Below are 17,464 nucleotides of genomic sequence, written 5' to 3' on the forward strand. Positions count from 1 at the left end.
TGATCCGTTGCACTTTCCCCAATCCGATCCACTCCTCTTCCCTTGATTAAAACACAAATGACCCGTAAGAGGGTCACTTTTTTAAAAGTGTCCTTTTTACGGGTCATAGTTCAATTCGACTTATGGGGCTGCTCTTATTTATCCCGGTCAGCCCGGGATGATCCATTAAATTTGTGCGATCTTGATCAGGTTCGTTGCACCGGATTTGCCGATTGGAACGCCTGCCGTGATGACAACCGTATCGCCAGCTTCCAGGCTGCCCGACGCTTTGCCCGCTTCGAGCGAAGCTGCGAACAGATCGTCCGTCGTCGACACTTTGTCGCCCTTCACAGCCGTAACGCCCCATACGAGCGCCAGACGGCGTTGAATACGCTCATCGGACGTAATCGCGATGATTGGCGATTTCGGACGGTATTTCGACACCATACGAGCGGTAAAGCCGCTCTCCGTTGGCGTCAGAATGGCTTTCGCATCCAGCTCCAGCGACGAGCTTACAACCGATTTACTGATAACTTCCGTCACGCTGGACGACTTGCCGAAGCCTTGTTTGTACAGGTTGCTGCCGTATTCCATAATCTCTTCCGATTTGACAGCGATTGTCGCCATCGTACGGATCGATTCGACTGGATATTTACCTGCAGCCGTCTCGCCCGACAGCATGACCGCGTCCGTACCTTGCAGAACGGCATTCGCAACGTCCGTTACTTCTGCGCGTGTAGGGCGTGGGTTTACTTGCATCGAGTCGAGCATTTGCGTTGCCACGATTACTGGCTTGCCGGCAGCATTACATTTGTCGATCATAACCTTCTGGATGAGCGGCACGTCTTCAACCGGAATTTCTACGCCAAGGTCGCCGCGTGCAACCATGATGCCGTCGGATGCTTCGATGATTGCGTCGAGATTCTCAACGCCTTCTTGGTTTTCAATTTTCGACACGATTTGAATATGACCAGCGCCTGCTTCTTCAAGCAGACGACGAATTTCGATAACATCCTCTGCACGACGAACGAACGACGCCGCCACGATATCGACATTTTCTTTAATACCGAATTCGATATGCATCACGTCGCGTTCCGTAACGCCCGGGAGTGTCGTCTTAACGCCTGGCAGGTTAACGCCTTTACGAGGCTTAATTACGCCGCCGTTCACGACTGTGCAATAAATGTTCTTCTCGTCAACCGAGTTCACGCGCAGTTCGATCAGACCGTCGTCGAGCAAAATAACGCCGCCTGGCTCCATTACCTTCGGCATGTCCGCATAGTTCACCCACAGCTTCGCGCCGTCGCCGAGCTGCTCTTCCGTTACGAACGTCAGGTCTTGTCCGGCTTTCAGCTCGTAGGAAGCTTCTTTCAGCTTACCGATACGAATTTCAGGACCTTTGATGTCCATCAGAATCGACACGTTCGAACCCGTCTCCGCTGCAGCTTGTCGAATCGAAGCGATACGTGCGCTGTGATCCTCCAGTTCGCCGTGCGCCATGTTCAGACGCGCAACGCTCATGCCTGCTTTCATCATTTCCTTCAATACGTCAACCGACTCACACGCCGGACCCATTGTACAAACAATTTTCGTTCTCCGCATAGTTCGTTAATCCTCCTGTTGAATGCTTTATGGTCATATTTTAACGCTGAAACTATCGTTCGCATATGAAATATAGTATTCTTAATAGATTATAGTACGATTCAGAGTAAAGGAAGATTTGCCATGTTGAAATTACTTGACGTCACGCTCGATCGAAGCATGAATTGGTACGGTCATTCCGAAGGTGCCGATACGGATCAGAAGCATACACTCGTGCTCGTCAGCTATGGCAAGTGCGTCTACTGGATCGGTGCGGACAAGCTTATTCTAGAAAAAGGCGATCTGCTCCTCATTCCGCCCGGCACTGACTATTATGGCAAAACGGTGCCGACTGTCTTCCACGAGAAGCTCGTCGTTCGTTTCCATGCCGAGCAGCTGGCGAGCGAGCTTCCGCTGCTGCAGCAGCCAGTCGAAGTCCACGCCAGGCTCGGACGGTTCGAATGGATGCTCGATCGGCTTCGCTCTCTGCATACAGAATGGACGGACGGAACGCCCTATGCCAATATTCGTGGCGCGGCCATCATTGCAGAAATTGTCGCGTTGTGGAACCGCGAATTCGACCAAGGACCAATCGCGTCGAATACGCAGAAGCTTGTCGAACGAATGAAGCAGTATATCCAGCAATACCATCGGGAGAAAGTGACAAAAGACGAGCTTGGCGCGTATATCAACCGGACGCCGAACTATGCTGCCACGCTGTTCCGTAGAGCGACAGGCCAGACGATCAGCGAAGCGGTGCATACAGCGCGCATGAAGACGGCTATCTACATGCTGACGGACTCGCTGCTGACGGTGAACGAAATTTCCGATTACCTCGGCTATCGCGATGTTTCGTACTTCCAGCGAGTGTTCAAACGGACGACGGGCCGGACGCCTTCGTCGTACTCCAAGTAACGCCCCGGCTTCTCGATCGTTTTACCAATCTTCAATCGCCAAAGCATGATTGATCGCAACGCCTGCTTCGTAGCCTTCGCTCACGGCGCCGGCCACTCCGGTGAAGGCATGTTTAGCGTCCCCGATAATGTAGAGACCCGGAATACGCGTCAGCCCGTGATTGCCCGTCTCATAGACGCCGCGCCGCTCAAGCCCAACACCCAGAAGCCGTGGAATATCGGTCGCCTCATGAGCGCCGGTATCCGCTATGAAAGCGCCGCTTCGAGCAATACACAGCCCATCCTCAAGCGCAATGTGCGCGAGCTGACCATCACTGGACGCAAGTGCGGCAATAGGCTGCTCATACAGCGCAATGCCGCGTTCACGCAGCTGCCCACGTTCTTCGTCATTTAACGAAGCAGGACCATCCGTGCACACAACAAGATCGCGGCTCCATGTGCGAATGAGCTGAATGTGCCCCAGCAGGTTGTTATCGCAGTTGCCCAATAACGCAAGCGGCGCATCGCGCAGCTCCCAGCCGTCGCAATAAGGACATGGAAAGACAGAACGGCCGTACACGTCAGCGAGCCCCGGCCAGTCCGGCAAACGTTCCTTCATCCCCGTCGCAAAGACGAGCATTCGGCTCGTAAGCTTTAGCCCTTCCTTCGTATACGAGCGAAAATAACCTTCCGCCACACGTTCCACGGACACGATCGTGTCATGCCGCAGATCAACTGTTCCGTAGCGACGCAGCTCCTCTCTTCCCAACATGCGCAGCTGCTCAGGCTCTGTTCCATCACGCGTCAAGAAGCCATGCGATCGACGCGTGACGGCATTGCGCGGCTTGCCCTCGTCGATCAGCATGACACTTCGCAGCGAACGGCCGAGCACAAGCGCGGCGCTTAAGCCTGCTGGTCCGCCTCCTGCAATGACGACATCTATGACCTGTCCAGTCATCGTCCCGCCCCTTTCCTTCACTCCCATAGGATGAACAAAAAGCTTCGAGAATAAAGGTAGGCGCACCGCACAGGTTTGACCAGACCGCATCATGCGGCGTCCCGCTGCTTGACTTATTGCGACTATGGTTTGTGGTTTGTGGGTTGTGGATTCCGGTGTGGTTGATGCCCGTACCGCCCCACCGCGCGCTGGGAGCTGCGCGCGGTGCAGAAGACGCTGACGGTTGCATTGGAGCTTATTAGGGCTGGAATGTACGATTTCAAAGCGTAAGGGTTGTTATGGCGCTTATCGGCTTCTTATTGCTTAGGAACGGTCCGTTTTCTCACAATAGCCCCTCTGGCAACCGTTCATACGCTCAAACGCTTCGGTTGGCATGATTAGTCGCAATGGCAACCGCTAGACGATACGTATTCGACACATATGAATAATAGAAAAGGTGTACGGATTCACTCACCAAATGAGGTACTATAGTAATCAAATGAGTAACATTTCCAATAATGGAGGTAAGACGGCGATGAGCAGCCATTATCTTTTTCAAACCGAAGAAATAATGAACATCGTGAACCGATTCGGCCAACCGTTCTATGACAAAGTCGTGAAAGATATGGAGACGTATGTGGAGAAATGGGCATTAACGTCATTGCAGTTGATTCCATCCTACTCCGTCAACCTCGTCTTCCGCTGTCACTCCGCACAATACGGCGCAGCCGTGCTGAAGATCAGCAAGGTTGAATTCGGCGGCATTGAGAAGGAATGGCAAACGCTCAATCATTATGCAGGACGGCGCATGTGCCGCGTGTTCGAGGCAGACCTCGAAGCCGGTGTGTTGCTGGAGCAGGGCATGCTGCCAGGCACACCGCTGCGTGCGGTAGAGGATCTCGATAAGCGCCTCGATGTGTTCTGTTCGCTTTATCGGGACATGCATCTCCCACCTGCAGCAGCTGATTCGTATCCGACCTATGCCGGTTGGGTTAACCGAATAACCGACTATATGAGCACCCGCAACGACTGCATCGAATTGTACGAGCATATGCGCCGTGCACAGGAAATGCTCGCTGTCGTAACAGCCACCTACGCACAGTCCATGCTGCTGCACGGCGACTTCCACCACGATAACATCCTGCTTGGCGAGGACGGCGAATATCGGATCATCGACCCGAAAGGCGTCATCGGCGACCCTGTGTTCGATACACCAAGGTTCATCTTGAATGAATTCGGCGACGATATGACCCCTGAGGTTGGGGATAAAATCAACCACATCATCGCTGTCTTCGCGGAGCAGCTTCAAATTCCAAGCCAAGTCTTACGACAATGCCTCTATATCGAGACAACGATGGGCGTCTGCTGGTGCGCCGAAGACGGCGCAACGCCGGAGGAATACGCGAAGCTGCTTGCAACTGCAGCCTTCGCCGAGAGCCTGCTGCATGAATAAACGAAACGCGGCTTTTGCTAGGCCGCGTTTCGATTTCGGTATAACATATAAATGAAGAATGGCGCGCCAACCCCTGCGGTGAATACGCCGACCGGCAGTTCGCTTGGCTGCACGACGAAACGAGCCGCGATGTCGGCTGCCAGTACGAGAATGAAGGTTCAATGAGACTAGCTCGTGGGAGCCTTACTTCTTTCTAAATCGAAAAATGACAGCTGGCGGCAGCTCGTACCAATCGAATCGTGCTGTGCTGTCCGCATCGAGCTGGAAGCTTGGCTCCTCCCACCCATCCATGACGAAACCGGCGCCTAAAAACAAATTGATATAGTACGACAACGGTCGGTGGAACAGCAGATGCGGGACAGGCTGACCCCTGATGCCGATCGTCTCGAACGATTCCGGGGTGAGGTATTTCGATATCTGCACACTGTTGCGCGTAACGATCTGTCCGTTGATCTCTTCGGACTCGTGGATTTTGCGCGCGCTCGGTGATTGGAAGCTAGGATGTGGAATGGAGAACACGAATACGCCGTCCCGCTTCAGCAGTTGGCCCAGCGCACTCGTCAGCGGTCCAATATCCGCAATATCCATCAGTGCCATATTCGCAACTGCACAATCGTAACGTTCGGCTCCAAATGCGAGCAGCGCATCGTAATCGGTGGCATCCGCCACCTGATAGTCGATACGACCCTCGTAGGACGTTGACCGCTGCTTGGCACGCTCGATCATGACGGCGCTATAGTCCAGCGCCACGACCTGTGCGCCGAGATCCGCAAGTCGGCGCGAAAAGTTGCCATTGCCGCAAGCGATATCGAGCACCATGTCGCCTTCCTTCACTTCAAGCAGCCGCTCCGTTGACGGTCGAACGATCTCCCGATGGAATCGATTGCTGTGCTCGCCCATGTAGTCGTCCCAGAACCCCGCGACCTGATCCCATCTTTCGCGTGACTGATCGGTCAATGCTTTCCACTGGCTCACTGGTGAAATCCTCCCTTGATGAATACTCGCTATCTAATAGAACTTAGCCGTCTACGACGATGCGATTGCCTGCCGGGTCTTTCATTTGAAAACTCCTGCCGCATACACCACGGTCGACGATCTCCGTTACTTCTACTCCCTGCTGAACCAAGAATGAGCGGTAGCGATCGATATCGGCCGATCCGACCATGAACACTGCATTGGAGTCGCCGCCTCGATTGAATTGAATCGGGTGGCTTGTGCTGCCGATTTCTACTAAAATAAGCTTCAAATACCTTTCGCGCTCCAGCGTGTATACATCGCCACGATGCGTTACCTGATATCCGACGTATCGTTCATACCATGCCGCAGACTCGTCCAGCTGATAGGCCGGAAGATAAGCCACAACGACACCTTGCAACTCACTTGGAGCGTTCACATCAAAAGCTTGATTCGAATCCGTAATGATCGCTGTCACAGCTGCCGCCTCCTTCACATTCAATCTTAATTATCGTTATATCACATTCCAGTATTTTCCGATATTCAAAAAAAACGAGAGGTGATCCCATGCTTCACATTGTGAATGGCGATTCTGTCGGGAATAAACTTCGTAAGAGCCGAATTAATGGAGACATTCTTGTCTGGCGGGAAATCTACTCGTTCGGACCTGTATTTCCGGAGATGGACGACCCCGAGCTATTGATGCGGGCACAGCACCTCGAACGGACGCTCGGCATCCCTGCAGAAGAGTTCATGGCAGGTTCCAGGCAGCAAGAAGAACAGCTTCGAGGCGTCCATCAACACGACGATGTCGTGCTCTGGTTCGAGCATGATCTGTTTGACCAGGCGATGCTCGGCTACTTGCTGCACCAGCTCAGTAAACAGCCGCTTGGCCAGACTCGGCTCCATCTGCTCTGCATCGGTGAATTTCCCGGCATCGAGCCCTTCCACGGTTTAGGCCAATTAAGCGTCGAGCAGTTGGAGACATTGGAAGGAACATGGCGGCGGATTGGAGAGGAAGAACTCGCGCTGGGCACTGCGATTTGGAGGGCATACGCCTCACAGGATATCAACGATCACATCGCTATTGTACAAAAGGATACCTCGGCACTCCCTTACGCCCATGCTGCATTCACCCGCCACCTCGACCGCTTCCCATCTGCCTACAACGGACTTGGCATCATGGAGCAAACCGCCTTGGAGCTTGTGAGAGACGGCGTCACCTCACCGATCGAACTGTTCAGACAAACCGGGGACCAGCTGCACGAGCTTGGCATGGGCGACGTAGAGTTCGGTTATTGGCTCAGACGAATGCTGCGTCAGCCGCATGCGCTGCTCGAGCTGCAAGGTGCCGCCTCTCTGCCTGAACCCTCACTAGAAGCACCGCTGCCTTCGAGTCAGAGCTCCATTGTCATTACGGAGTTAGGACATAAGGTTCTTGCCGGCGAACAGAACTGGGTCGCATTCGCAGGTATCGATGAATGGTATGGGGGCTTGCACCTGCAAGGACCGATCGATTGGCGATGGGATCGAAGCAAAGGACAGCTGCGCATGCTGTAACACCGCATAACAATTCGTAACAATGAGTACCAACGCGTAACAAAAAGGTTCTTCTCGCCGCAATAGCCGAGAAGAACCTTTTTTGTTGTCTATTAACTTTCATTGCGATCAGGCGCGTACCGCTCATACGGCTTCCACCTCGATTGCGACGACACTGCCGCCTGCCCTGGCCATGGCTGAGCCGTCACCCACTCGTTAGCCGATTGAAGCAGCTCTGACATGATAGACTCAATCACACTGTAGGAGATAGGATTGATGGTTTCGTTCGACTGCAGCCGCTTCATCCGATCAGCTTCGATGCACAGCCGATCTAGACAAGCTTCCATAATAAGTTTGCCATGCTCCGGCGAAGCTTCATCCGCATCTGAACCAAGCGCTAGCCTGCCGCCGGAGCCTGGCTCGCTCTCGAATGCCCTTGCGCTCATGTCGATCAAATCAGGACGAAGATACATTTGCTGCGAGATTTCGTACTTTCCCGCGTGATCGCCTTCGAACTGTCCTTCCACAAGCTCGGGATCGCTGCGTACCCAGACTCGAACCGGGATTCGCTGCATGAACAGATCCGCCGCCCGCCGCAGATCGATCTGATTGCCTCCGCTGTGACCGGAGACGACGATGATCGTACGGAAGCCTGCATTCACGAACGCTCGCAGCTGGTACAAGAACAGATGAAGCATAATCGCTGGCGGAATGCCGGTCATACACGGATTGTGATCGCCTACTTCGTCCTCCAGCCAACGTGCATGATAGCCCGATTCATGGATGTGATAACCCATCGACGGTGCGACAATGCCGCCTATTCGAAGCGCTGCCCGCTCGCACAGCCACTCGGCTTTGATCGTATCCAGCCCGAACGCGCTGACCTGCCCATGCGGCTCGCACAAACCAAGCGGCAGGTAAACCGTCGAGTTGTCCTTCAACCGACTGTGGAACTCGTGAGGCAGCAGCTCCGACCATAACGCCTTAGACCCAGTACTTGGTCTCATAGAAGTTTCTCACCCACCGATAATGGCGGCGGATTTCCTCGAACACTTCAACCGGCAAAGGCTCTTTGCCCGCCGCTCGGATATTCTCGTCCGCATATTGCGTCACATGCATAGAGCTAATGGCCGTCGTAACACCCGGATGATGCAGCACGAACTTAATCGCCAGCTCCGCCAGGCTGTCCGCATAGCGGGGGACGAAAGCTTCCTTCAATTTATTGACGCGCTCGATGTAAATCTCGCGAGGCAAATATTCGAAATACGATTGGCGGAAGTCGCCTTCCTCGAACGCTGTATCTTCCTTCAAGAAGCCCGTTAACCCGCCCTCGTCTAGAATGCAGCGTGCGATGATCGCCACATTGTTCTCCTGCGCAATCGGGATGAGACAGTCCAATGCCAGCGGATCGAAAATATGAAACACCGTCTGCACCGAATCGATACGCCCGCTTTGTACGAGCGACAACACGATATCGTGGCGTTGGTCCGGCACGGACACGCCGATGCCGCGGATCTTGCCCTCCTGCTTCAGCTGCAGCAGTTCGTCCATCCAATAGTCGACGCGGTCCCACTGCGGCCAATATTGATGGAGCTGCATGAGGTCGATCGTCTCGACGCCAAGCAGCCGAAGCGACGTCTCGGTGCTCTCCCGCAGCCAGCCTTTGGGGAATGCGGTCTCAACCGGAATCGGCTGACCCCAGCCGAGGTTGCCCGGGCCTTTGGATTGGATTTTGGAAGCGATGAACGGCTTCTCTCCCTTCCATTCCATGAGCGCCAGCCCGAGAATGCGCTCCGACTCGCCATAGTTGCGCGCTGTATCCATGAAATTAACGCCTTGATCAAGGCTGTGAAGGACAGAATGAATGAGCTCCTTATCTGAATACGTGCCGAACGAGCCGCCAAGCCCCATCGCGCCGAAGCCGAGACGAGACACGCGGTCGCCCAGCTTGCCGAATGCGTTATATTGCATGATGTCGAATCCTCCTCTAATCGAATTCCCGAAGCAGCGTCTTCAGCTTTACTGACGGATCAGCCAACAACGCTGCATCAGGCCGTGCTTGCTTCTCGGCCAGCATTTCGGCCAGCCGCATTTCTTTGGAGAAGGCGCCTGCAGGCCCCATACCGCTGACCGACAACAAACGGCCATCCTCCGCGAGATGGAAGAACAGCTTCCCGGCCTCGTTCAAATCCCGCTCGATCGTCGTACTCGCTCCATCCGCAAGGCCCGCTACTTGGAGCGTCTGATCGTACTGATCCGACCAGAACCATGGCAGCGCAGCATAAGGGGCAGGTTCGACCCCAAGCATATTAACGGCTGCCTGCGTTCCTTGATCCTGCGCATTGCGCCATGCTTCCAGCCGAATTCGGCGGTTGTCGAACATCGGATGCGGGAACGAACAGCAGTCGCCTGCTGCATAAATATCAGGATCGCTCGTCATCAAATATTCATTGACCTGTATGCCATTCTCGATGGCAAGTCCGCAGTCCTGTGCAAGCGTCGTTTCGGGAACCGCGCCAATGCCTGCGATAATCAAGTCGCAGCCGATGAAGGAACCGTCAGCCAGCTTAACCCAATAACCGTCTTGATCGCGGTCGATTCGTTCAATCATGACGCCGATGGCGAATCGAACGCCTGCCTGTCGATGACGCGCTTCAACCATCTCGGCGATCTGCGGCGGCACGCCGCGCATCAGAATGCGCGGACCGACCTCGATGAGCGTAACGTCACATTCGCGGGCAGTTGCGCTGGCCGCTGTTTCAAGGCCGATGAAGCCGCCGCCGATAACAGCGACGCGAGCGCCCGGCTTCATCCTGTCGCGAATGGCGAGTGCATCGCCGAACTTGCGCAGATAGTGCAGCTCGCCCGCTGCATTTCCTTGCACCGTCAGCCGTCTAGGGTTCGCGCCCGTTGCGAGCAGCAGCTTCGTATAAGGCACTTCCCTGCCGCTCGCCAATTGAACGATATGCCGGCTGCGATCGATGCGCGATGCAGCGTCGCCAGATAGAAGCTGGATCTGAAGATCATCCAGCTTCTCCTTCGTAAGAATGAAAGCTGGTGCCGGCTCTTCGACATCGCACAACTGCCCCTTAGAGAGCGGCGGGCGCTCATAGGGCAGATGCGGCTCGTCGCCGATCAACGTGATCGGTCCGTCAAAGCCCTGCGCACGAAGCTCAGCCGCAGCGCGTGCGCCTGCTTCTCCCGCTCCGACGATCACCATTTCGTTGTCTGTCATGCTCATATGCTCCTTCGTCGTATGGTCGTATCAACACGCGCGTATTGGATCAATCGTTCCGCTAGATTTGAATAAACACCTTATCGTTCTCGATCTTCACCGGATACGTCCGAAGGTCAACGCACACCGGCGTCCGCTTCGCTGCGCCCGTCTTAATATCGAACCGACCGTTGTGCTTCGGGCATTCGATGGTGCTGCCCATGACCAGACCGTTCGACAGATGGAATTTCTCATGCGTGCAATAGCCGTCCGAGGCGAAGAACTCGCCTTTATCCGTACGATAGATCGCGAAGGTACGGTCTTCGTGGTCGAAGCGAATAACATCCTCTTCTTCTACGTCGTCAACTTCGCAAGCTTCAATCCATTGTGGGTTCGTCATGGTGAACAGCTCCTTTTTGATAGGTATAAATAGAACGAATAGTCCTCGAATGTCGCACTCTACTGCCAACTAACGTTTAAGCCTGCTTCTGCATCCACTTCTCGAAATCAAGCTCGTGAGCGATGCCGTCCATATACGGGCGAGCGGTCGCTGGCAGCGGCTTGACGACGACATAAGCCGGGTCATGCTTTTGCTGGCGCAGCGCATGGAACACTTCCTTGAGCGCTGCCCACAAGCTAGGCCGTGCAGCCGGGCAGTCGTCCTTCATCGCCGCATGAAGCTTCGGCAGCGCGTGATACGGCACCATCGGAAACATGTGATGCTCCGTATGGTAGTTCATGTTCCAGTACAAAAATCGAAACAGCGGATTCATGTAGATCGTGCGGGAGTTGAGGCGATGATCCAATACGTCCTCGTACAGCCCAAGATGCTGCGTAATTCCGAACGTAATAACGACGAATGCGCCATAGAACGATGGCAGGAAGATGAACATCGCAGGCATAACCGTTCCCGCCCAGAAGCACGCGGCGACAACGCCAAGGATGATCAGCATATAAGCGCGCGCTTCCCAGAACACCTTCTTGAACTGCGACTGCGGAATATACTCCTTCTCCTGCGCTTCCATCCTGCCGAACGCGTGAAGAACGAATCGTTTGATCTCGATCGGTCCGCCGTACAGGTGGAAAATTTGCAGCAGCAGGACCTTCCAGATCGGCGGCCGCTCTGTAATAATCTCAGGATCACGTCCGACGATGATCGTATCGGTATGATGGCGTGCATGGCTCCAGCGCCATGGCGTTGCGGAACGCAGCACCATGAACGACGCGATCTGGTACATGACCTCGTTCATCCAAGGCGTCTTAAACGCCGTACCGTGGCCGCATTCATGCCAGCGGGAATCGCCTGGCGTCGCATACAGAATGCCGTATGCGAGAAAAGCAGGAATCGCCCACCATGTTCCCCAGGACAAGTACGCGAGATAGCCGAGTATGACCAGCCCTCCGAACCAAATGATCGTGTCGCGGATCGCTGGACCATTCCTGCGTTTCATTAACTCTTTCATTTCCTTGCGCGGAATCGGACTGGCGTACCAATCCGCAGACGCTAGTCCCCGATCCTGCGCACGCTTGCTCTCGGGACCAATGATGCTGTAATCCCGTTTCTTCGGTTGTGCAGCCATTGATCAACGCCTCGCTTTCTTCATTCGAATAGTGAATGCTGCTCCACCCACATCGCGGTATGCAGTCGAATCGTCTCTCCCGCTCCGATGCCCCGCACGCCAGTCAAGTCCGGCTCATACGGCAGATTGAAAGCATCCGTGACATACGTATACGGTTCAAGCGAATAAGCCTGCGCCCAGTCCGGGCGAAACAGCAGCATATATGGCAATTGCTCGCACAATCGATAGGCAATCGTATAGTTTCGCGATTTCATCGAGATTCGGCATACCGAATCCCCTTCGGCAAGCGTCAGCATCGTACAGCCGAGCGGCCGATAGTCGGAGATATTCAGTCCTTCATTAACGCGCTCGACCAGTTCCGTTGCACGAGGCAGTCCCGTGACGAACGACAAATTCGTAATCGGCCATTCCTCCACCGCAGGCACGGTCAGGACGAGGTCCTCACCGGAGTCGAACGGCACTGCAAAATACGGATGAAACCCAAACGCAAACGGCGCCTCATGCTCACCTGCATTCCGAATGGATGCATTCACATGCAGAACACCTTCAACCAATCGATACGTCATCGTAAACTCCATCTCATGCGGCCAATATTGGAGCACATCGGGGTGAGCACTGTACTGAAACCGAGTCGATACGAATGCGCCCTCCTGATCGTTCGCTCCCAGCTCGACCACTTCCCAAGGACGGCTGCATAGCTCGCCATGCAGATGGTAATCCGGCGGTTCGTTGAGCGGCAGCTCATAGTCCCTGCCAGCGTAAGTGAACCTGCCCTCCTTCACGCGGTTTGGCGGAAACAGAATCGGCGTTCCGTATCGGAACACAGCGGAATCGCTTGTCTTGAGCGATGTCAGACGGTCCGGCGATACGATGACGCGCTGACCGCGGCTGTCGAACCGGTACAGGTTGCTGCCGATGTCCGGCACGAGCTCAGCAACGGAACCCGTCGCCGCATCGTGAAGCTCAATGACGGTGAAACCTTCTTTTATCACGCTTCGAGCCGCATATTGGAACATCGTATGAACACCTCGTTTTGTACGTATAATCCGTGTTCAAAAAGTCCGGTTTTCAGCACCAAGAAGGTACTTACTTTTTGAACTTCATCTCTATAGCTTGTAAAATGCCTTCGCCGTGCCGCCCAGCACCGCTGCTCGTTCCCGCTCCGATAACCCCGCAAGCACTTCATTCGTCGCTTCCCATACCCGCTCGTACCCGCCAGCCAGATTGGCAACCGGCCAATCGCTGCCAAACATGAGCCGCTCCGCGCCGAACGCGCGCATCGCGACCTCAACGCTCGCCCGCCAATCGTCCGAACTCCAATCGTTCCAATCGCAGGCTGTGTTCAGTCCGGACAGCTTCCCATGCACGTTCGGATGAGAAGCCGCCGCTTCGAGCTGCGCTGCCCATTCCTCCATCCCAACACCCAAGGCAATCGGCGGCTTCGCCAAATGATCGAGCACCATCCGAAGGCCCGGCACCTGCTGCGCCACATCCGGCACATGCCTAAGATGGTTGGGGAATACGGCAACAACATCGAACGTCTTCCCATAAGCAGCCAGTACGCGAAGTCCTTCCAGCACTTCCGGTCGCACGAGCCAGTCCGGATCGTTCTCGCAATGAATGAGATGGCGAACGCCTTTGAAATACCGATTGCCCGCATGCTTCTCCAATTGCCGTCTCGCTTCATCGGGCCGATCAATCGGTACCCAGCCGACGACGCCTAGGATATACTCATGCTGCTTCGCCTGCTCTAGCAAATAGTCCGTTTCTTCTGCATGGTCAGCCGCCTGCACAAGCACTGTTCCGTTAATGCCTGCCGCTCCTAACAGCGGCTTCAATTCGACAGGTTCGATGTTACGATACAGATCAGCATCGTCCGGCGTTGGCCATGCATAGCGGACCTTGTCAATATTCCAAATATGAACGTGCGAATCGATGATCACTCTCACGCACCTCTTCCTATTAGTTCGTGATCAAAGGCGAACTTTTTGAACAACCTCTATTAAACGCCGCAGTTTAACAAAATCTTCATCGCATTGCCGCCGCTCTCCATTTTGCGGAAGCCATCCTCCACCTGTTCAAGCGGCAGCACGTCGGTAATCAGCTCGCCAAGCGGCAGTCGGCCTTCATCCGCCAGCTTAATCGCGGAGGCGAAATCCTCCGTCTCGTACACGCGTGCGCCGTACAGCTGCAGCTCCCGGAAGAAGAAGCGATGCAAATCGACCGCAGGCGGCTTGTTGAAAATACCGACGACGACGATCCGTCCGCGTGTCTTCGCCGCCTTCGTCATCAGCTCGGCGCCTGCCTGCGTCGACGTCACTTCGAATACGACGTCCGCACCTTTGCCTGCGGTGAGACCATTCACAAGCTCAAGAACGTCCCTATCGAGCGGATTGACTGTTTCGAAACCTAACCGGCCCAGCAGCTCCAGCCGGTACGGGTTGATTTCCGAGACGAGCACTCTCGCCCCGTTCTCACGCGCCGCCATCGCGATGAGCGCACCGATCGGCCCGCCGCCGATCACAAGGACGAAGTCTCCCTTCTCCACGCTGCCCATGCGTACGTCATGGCACGCAACCGCAAGTGGTTCCACCATCGCCGCAAGCTTCAAATCGAGCGATTCAGGAAGCTTGTGAACCGTGAAAGCCGGCACCGTCCAGTACGTTTGGAATGCGCCTGGCGTCTCGATGCCTAGAAACTTCAGCTTGTGGCAAATATGACTGTGTCCTGCTTCGCATGCCGGGCACTGACCGCAAGAATGAAGCGGCATAACCGTCACCTTGTCTCCTTCTTGCAGCCCTTCGACGCCTTCGCCAACATTCTCGATAACGCCCGACATCTCGTGGCCCATCACCTGCGGCATCGTCACTCTATCATCCATATGACCGTGATAGATATGAAGATCGGTGCCGCAGATGCCCGCATAAGCGACGCGAATGCGGACATCTCCCGGACCGGGCAACGCCTCCGCCGCCGGAGCGCTGACCAGCTTCTTGCTGCCCTCGTAATAGATTGCTTTCATCGCAAGTCTCACCCCCTCGCTCGTTACGCCTTCGCGTATGCTTTGCGCTCGATCTCTTCCCAGTCGAAGGAATAGCCGATGCCCGGTCCTTGGGGCGCCGTAATGAATCCGTCCGATTCCACCGGATAACCGAAGCCGATCGGTCCTGTACCCCAAACCAGCACCTCAAAAAATGTATTGTTATTAATGCCGCAAGCCAGCTGTACGTTCGCTTGGTCGCCGCCGTGAATTTCCGCTTTCATCCCGAAGCAGTCTGCCATATGCGCGATGCGAAGCGAGCCGGTAATGCCGCCCTTGAGCACCGTTCCGGTACGGATAATGTCGCATGCGCCATGGACGATGAAGTCCGCCGCATTGTAATGACAGCCATCGGATGTCTCCGCCGCGAGCACCGGAATCGTCAGCTCGTCGCACAGCTTCTTGTAGTTCCAGATGCTGAACTCTCGCATCGGCTCCTCGTACCAGTGATAGCCCGCCTGCTCCAGCGCTTTGCCGAGATAGATCGATTCCTGCAAATTGAAGCCCGCAGAGCCGTCATACATCAGAATGACGTCGTCGCCGACATGCTTGCGCAGATCGGCACACAGCTTCGCGTCTGCTTTCATATCGCCCCATGCGTGCAGCTTGATCGCTTTGTACCCTTGCTCTAAGCAGTAATCCGCCACCCGGCAATATTCCTCTGTCGTGTTATAAGTAACGGTAGAAGCATAAGCTTGCACGCGATTGCGTGAACCGCCGAGCAGCTGGTAGAGCGGCATGCCCGCTTTCTTCGCCGTGATGTCCCACAGCGCCGTATCTGCCAGCCCCATGTAATAGATTTGAAACTCTTCCGCACGATCAAGCTCCCAAATTTCGTGCCACAGCTGCTCCTTGAGCAGCGGATTTTTGCCGATCAGCATTTCTTTGAGCCTGCGCTCTGTATAATCAACCGTCATGAGCCCGCGTTGCGCGACGGCTATGCCCTCGATTCCTTCGTCCGTGATAATGCGAAGAATGCCCATCTCATTCAGATGCGCCCCTTCGGGAAGCCCTTTGCGCCATTTGAACGGAATGTCGACCTGCTGCTTCACGGCGTATGCCTTGACGTCTACAATTCTCATTACTTACCCGCTCCTTAGAGGTAGTTCAAAAAGTCCTCGTACTTAAATTCCAATGTTATAGCCGCCGTCGATCGGAATGACCGCGCCGTTGATCCAAGACGATCCGCCGCCGCATAGATAGACGACCGCATCCGCGATCTGCTCGGGCAGTCCCATGAACGGCTTCGCCTTCTCCGCATCTGCCAGCCGCTGCGCTTCTGCCTTATCCTCGTACATCTGATGGAACCACTGATCGATAAGCGGCGTTGCGACACCGCCCGGCATAAGCGTGTTCACCCGAATGCCCCGGTCACGTAGATCCAGCGCGAGGCCGCGCGTCATATGATTCAAGCTTGCTTTGATCGAATCGTAGATGAAGTTGTTTGGCTTGTTGATCGTCCCATTGATTGAGCCCACGTTAACAACCGCACCCTTGCTCGCTTCCAGCCAAGGGAGAGCTGTCTGGACGAGGAAGAACGGCGTCTTCAAGTTCACCTGCAGCAGCCGGTCCCAATCGCCTTGCTCCACTTCCTCGATCGGCTTGTTGCATACGAGCGCCGCATTGTTGACGATATAATCGATGCGTCCCCACAGCCGAACCGCCTCGCTAACCAGCTTCGCCGGCGCGTCCGGATCGAGCAAATCCGCTTGGATGAACAGCGCCTCGCCGCCCGCATCGCGAATGGCCCGCGCGACTTGCTCCCCCGCTTCCTTATTGCGTCCATGTACGATGACACGCACGCCCTGCTCCGCCAGCTTCTCGGCAACCGACTGGCCAATTCCACTCGTCGATCCAGTCACGATTGCGGCCGCGCCCTTCATTCCTCTATTCATCCTTCGTCACTCCTCTAGTGCGTCATTCAAGCCTGTCGTTTTATATGAATGATCCGTTAAGCGGTAAATAAGCGGCACCCGTGTCCACCCTTCCGCGAAACAATCGCCTGTCAGCCGATCCCATTCCCGTTCCGCATGCTCCCGCACGATTCGGTCCGGTATGATTCGGTCCGGATCAATCTCCCATGTCATGAACACCGCGAGTCCCGACCGGTAAATATTCAAGTTCACAAACCCTTTATCGTGAAGCTGTGCGGCAATCGCCGCGGGCTGCTCGTTATGCAGCCGTTCATACCGCTCGACTTGATCAGGCTTCAATACTGCCTTCCATAACGACCGTTCGACCATGCGATCGACCTCATTTCCTGCCTAATGACCGTTTCAGTCCCTGTTTTTGGG

At 55.0% G+C, this 17,464-nt stretch carries 18 protein-coding genes and 1 pseudogene; 3 read left to right on the plus strand and 16 right to left on the minus strand.

Features of this window, described 5'->3' with window-relative positions; genetic code table 11:
* Nucleotides 1-165: 165 nt before the first annotated feature.
* The gene (pyk, locus tag DFQ01_RS22555) at nucleotides 166-1,581 is read right to left on the minus strand and encodes a pyruvate kinase (protein ID WP_110046185.1); all 1,416 of its coding nucleotides are present in this window, start codon (nucleotides 1,579-1,581) and stop codon (nucleotides 166-168) included.
* A 123-nt stretch (nucleotides 1,582-1,704) separates the two neighbouring features.
* On the opposite strand from pyk, the gene DFQ01_RS22560 reads away from it, so the two are divergent.
* Complete coding sequence (locus tag DFQ01_RS22560) at nucleotides 1,705-2,475, plus strand: helix-turn-helix domain-containing protein (protein WP_110046186.1); 771 nt, start codon at nucleotides 1,705-1,707, stop codon at nucleotides 2,473-2,475.
* Between the two features lie 21 nt (nucleotides 2,476-2,496).
* Here DFQ01_RS22560 and DFQ01_RS22565 read toward each other — a convergent pair whose 3' ends face one another.
* A complete protein-coding gene (locus DFQ01_RS22565) occupies nucleotides 2,497-3,411 on the minus strand; it encodes an NAD(P)/FAD-dependent oxidoreductase (protein WP_110046187.1) in 915 nt (304 codons plus the stop codon).
* A gap of 514 nt (nucleotides 3,412-3,925) precedes the next feature.
* On the opposite strand from DFQ01_RS22565, the gene DFQ01_RS22570 reads away from it, so the two are divergent.
* A complete protein-coding gene (locus tag DFQ01_RS22570; protein WP_110046188.1) occupies nucleotides 3,926-4,843 on the plus strand; it encodes an aminoglycoside phosphotransferase family protein in 918 nt (305 codons plus the stop codon).
* 17 nt (nucleotides 4,844-4,860) lie between these two features.
* Here the strand turns inward: DFQ01_RS22570 and DFQ01_RS22575 are convergent.
* From DFQ01_RS22575 to DFQ01_RS22585, 3 genes and pseudogenes are all read right to left on the minus strand, one after another.
* A pseudogene (locus tag DFQ01_RS22575) lies at nucleotides 4,861-4,995 on the minus strand (iron chelate uptake ABC transporter family permease subunit); the annotation flags it as partial.
* A gap of 31 nt (nucleotides 4,996-5,026) precedes the next feature.
* The gene (locus tag DFQ01_RS22580) at nucleotides 5,027-5,818 is read right to left on the minus strand and encodes a class I SAM-dependent methyltransferase (protein WP_110046190.1); all 792 of its coding nucleotides are present in this window, start codon (nucleotides 5,816-5,818) and stop codon (nucleotides 5,027-5,029) included.
* A gap of 43 nt (nucleotides 5,819-5,861) precedes the next feature.
* Nucleotides 5,862-6,275, minus strand: coding sequence for a VOC family protein (locus tag DFQ01_RS22585; protein WP_174812857.1), 414 nt, complete (start codon nucleotides 6,273-6,275; stop codon nucleotides 5,862-5,864).
* A gap of 89 nt (nucleotides 6,276-6,364) precedes the next feature.
* On the opposite strand from DFQ01_RS22585, the gene DFQ01_RS22590 reads away from it, so the two are divergent.
* On the plus strand, nucleotides 6,365-7,357 hold the full coding sequence (locus DFQ01_RS22590; RefSeq protein ID WP_110046192.1) for a DUF1835 domain-containing protein: 993 nt from the start codon (nucleotides 6,365-6,367) through the stop codon (nucleotides 7,355-7,357).
* 92 nt (nucleotides 7,358-7,449) lie between these two features.
* Here the strand turns inward: DFQ01_RS22590 and DFQ01_RS22595 are convergent, their stop codons facing one another.
* The 11 genes from DFQ01_RS22595 to DFQ01_RS22645 all read right to left on the minus strand — a co-directional run bounded on the left by DFQ01_RS22595 (nucleotide 7,450) and on the right by DFQ01_RS22645 (nucleotide 17,413).
* Nucleotides 7,450-8,343 (minus strand): creatininase family protein, encoded by an 894-nt coding sequence (locus DFQ01_RS22595; RefSeq protein WP_110046193.1) that lies wholly within the window; start codon nucleotides 8,341-8,343, stop codon nucleotides 7,450-7,452.
* Entirely contained in the window at nucleotides 8,321-9,307 is a 987-nt protein-coding gene (locus tag DFQ01_RS22600; protein ID WP_110046194.1) for an aldo/keto reductase, read from the minus strand. The genes DFQ01_RS22595 and DFQ01_RS22600 overlap by 23 nt, the downstream gene beginning before the upstream one ends.
* Nucleotides 9,308-9,323: 16 nt before the next feature.
* Complete coding sequence (locus DFQ01_RS22605) at nucleotides 9,324-10,571, minus strand: NAD(P)/FAD-dependent oxidoreductase (RefSeq protein WP_110046195.1); 1,248 nt, start codon at nucleotides 10,569-10,571, stop codon at nucleotides 9,324-9,326.
* Nucleotides 10,572-10,632: 61 nt separating this feature from the next.
* Nucleotides 10,633-10,950, minus strand: a complete 318-nt coding sequence (locus DFQ01_RS22610; RefSeq protein ID WP_110046196.1) for a MocE family 2Fe-2S type ferredoxin — start codon at nucleotides 10,948-10,950, stop codon at nucleotides 10,633-10,635.
* A gap of 76 nt (nucleotides 10,951-11,026) precedes the next feature.
* Nucleotides 11,027-12,130 carry a fatty acid desaturase family protein gene (locus DFQ01_RS22615; protein WP_110046197.1) on the minus strand — a complete coding sequence of 368 codons (1,104 nt, stop codon included), beginning with the start codon at nucleotides 12,128-12,130 and terminating at the stop codon, nucleotides 11,027-11,029.
* A gap of 20 nt (nucleotides 12,131-12,150) precedes the next feature.
* A complete protein-coding gene (locus DFQ01_RS22620) occupies nucleotides 12,151-13,146 on the minus strand; it encodes an aldose 1-epimerase (protein ID WP_110046198.1) in 996 nt (331 codons plus the stop codon).
* 90 nt (nucleotides 13,147-13,236) lie between these two features.
* Nucleotides 13,237-14,079: an amidohydrolase family protein gene (locus DFQ01_RS22625; RefSeq protein WP_245946830.1), complete on the minus strand. Its 843-nt coding sequence runs from the start codon at nucleotides 14,077-14,079 to the stop codon at nucleotides 13,237-13,239.
* 53 nt (nucleotides 14,080-14,132) lie between these two features.
* A complete protein-coding gene (locus DFQ01_RS22630) occupies nucleotides 14,133-15,152 on the minus strand; it encodes a zinc-dependent alcohol dehydrogenase (RefSeq protein WP_110046200.1) in 1,020 nt (339 codons plus the stop codon).
* Between the two features lie 23 nt (nucleotides 15,153-15,175).
* Nucleotides 15,176-16,252: an enolase C-terminal domain-like protein gene (locus DFQ01_RS22635; protein ID WP_110046201.1), complete on the minus strand. Its 1,077-nt coding sequence runs from the start codon at nucleotides 16,250-16,252 to the stop codon at nucleotides 15,176-15,178.
* A 42-nt stretch (nucleotides 16,253-16,294) separates the two neighbouring features.
* Nucleotides 16,295-17,065, minus strand: a complete 771-nt coding sequence (locus DFQ01_RS22640) for an SDR family NAD(P)-dependent oxidoreductase (protein ID WP_110046202.1) — start codon at nucleotides 17,063-17,065, stop codon at nucleotides 16,295-16,297.
* Nucleotides 17,066-17,071: 6 nt separating this feature from the next.
* The gene (locus DFQ01_RS22645) at nucleotides 17,072-17,413 is read right to left on the minus strand and encodes an L-rhamnose mutarotase (protein WP_110046203.1); all 342 of its coding nucleotides are present in this window, start codon (nucleotides 17,411-17,413) and stop codon (nucleotides 17,072-17,074) included.
* Between the last annotated feature and the right edge of the window lie 51 nt (nucleotides 17,414-17,464).

The sequence above is a fragment of the Paenibacillus cellulosilyticus genome (assembly GCF_003182255.1).
Lineage (GTDB): Bacteria > Bacillota > Bacilli > Paenibacillales > Paenibacillaceae > Paenibacillus_T > Paenibacillus_T cellulosilyticus.

What these genes read in the sequence shown, in the direction of transcription:
- DFQ01_RS22645 (WP_110046203.1), bottom strand. Translation starts at nt 17,413, where the DNA reads ATGGTCGAACGGTCGTTATGGAAGGCAGTATTGAAGCCTGATCAAGTC.
- DFQ01_RS22635 (WP_110046201.1), bottom strand. Translation starts at nt 16,252, where the DNA reads ATGAGAATTGTAGACGTCAAGGCATACGCCGTGAAGCAGCAGGTCGAC.
- DFQ01_RS22630 (WP_110046200.1), bottom strand. Translation starts at nt 15,152, where the DNA reads ATGAAAGCAATCTATTACGAGGGCAGCAAGAAGCTGGTCAGCGCTCCG.
- DFQ01_RS22565 (WP_110046187.1), bottom strand. Translation starts at nt 3,411, where the DNA reads ATGACTGGACAGGTCATAGATGTCGTCATTGCAGGAGGCGGACCAGCA.
- DFQ01_RS22590 (WP_110046192.1), top strand. Translation starts at nt 6,365, where the DNA reads ATGCTTCACATTGTGAATGGCGATTCTGTCGGGAATAAACTTCGTAAG.
- DFQ01_RS22600 (WP_110046194.1), bottom strand. Translation starts at nt 9,307, where the DNA reads ATGCAATATAACGCATTCGGCAAGCTGGGCGACCGCGTGTCTCGTCTC.
- DFQ01_RS22595 (WP_110046193.1), bottom strand. Translation starts at nt 8,343, where the DNA reads ATGAGACCAAGTACTGGGTCTAAGGCGTTATGGTCGGAGCTGCTGCCT.
- DFQ01_RS22615 (WP_110046197.1), bottom strand. Translation starts at nt 12,130, where the DNA reads ATGGCTGCACAACCGAAGAAACGGGATTACAGCATCATTGGTCCCGAG.
- DFQ01_RS22560 (WP_110046186.1), top strand. Translation starts at nt 1,705, where the DNA reads ATGTTGAAATTACTTGACGTCACGCTCGATCGAAGCATGAATTGGTAC.
- DFQ01_RS22605 (WP_110046195.1), bottom strand. Translation starts at nt 10,571, where the DNA reads ATGACAGACAACGAAATGGTGATCGTCGGAGCGGGAGAAGCAGGCGCA.
- pyk (WP_110046185.1), bottom strand. Translation starts at nt 1,581, where the DNA reads ATGCGGAGAACGAAAATTGTTTGTACAATGGGTCCGGCGTGTGAGTCG.
- DFQ01_RS22620 (WP_110046198.1), bottom strand. Translation starts at nt 13,146, where the DNA reads ATGTTCCAATATGCGGCTCGAAGCGTGATAAAAGAAGGTTTCACCGTC.
- DFQ01_RS22610 (WP_110046196.1), bottom strand. Translation starts at nt 10,950, where the DNA reads ATGACGAACCCACAATGGATTGAAGCTTGCGAAGTTGACGACGTAGAA.
- DFQ01_RS22640 (WP_110046202.1), bottom strand. Translation starts at nt 17,065, where the DNA reads ATGAATAGAGGAATGAAGGGCGCGGCCGCAATCGTGACTGGATCGACG.
- DFQ01_RS22570 (WP_110046188.1), top strand. Translation starts at nt 3,926, where the DNA reads ATGAGCAGCCATTATCTTTTTCAAACCGAAGAAATAATGAACATCGTG.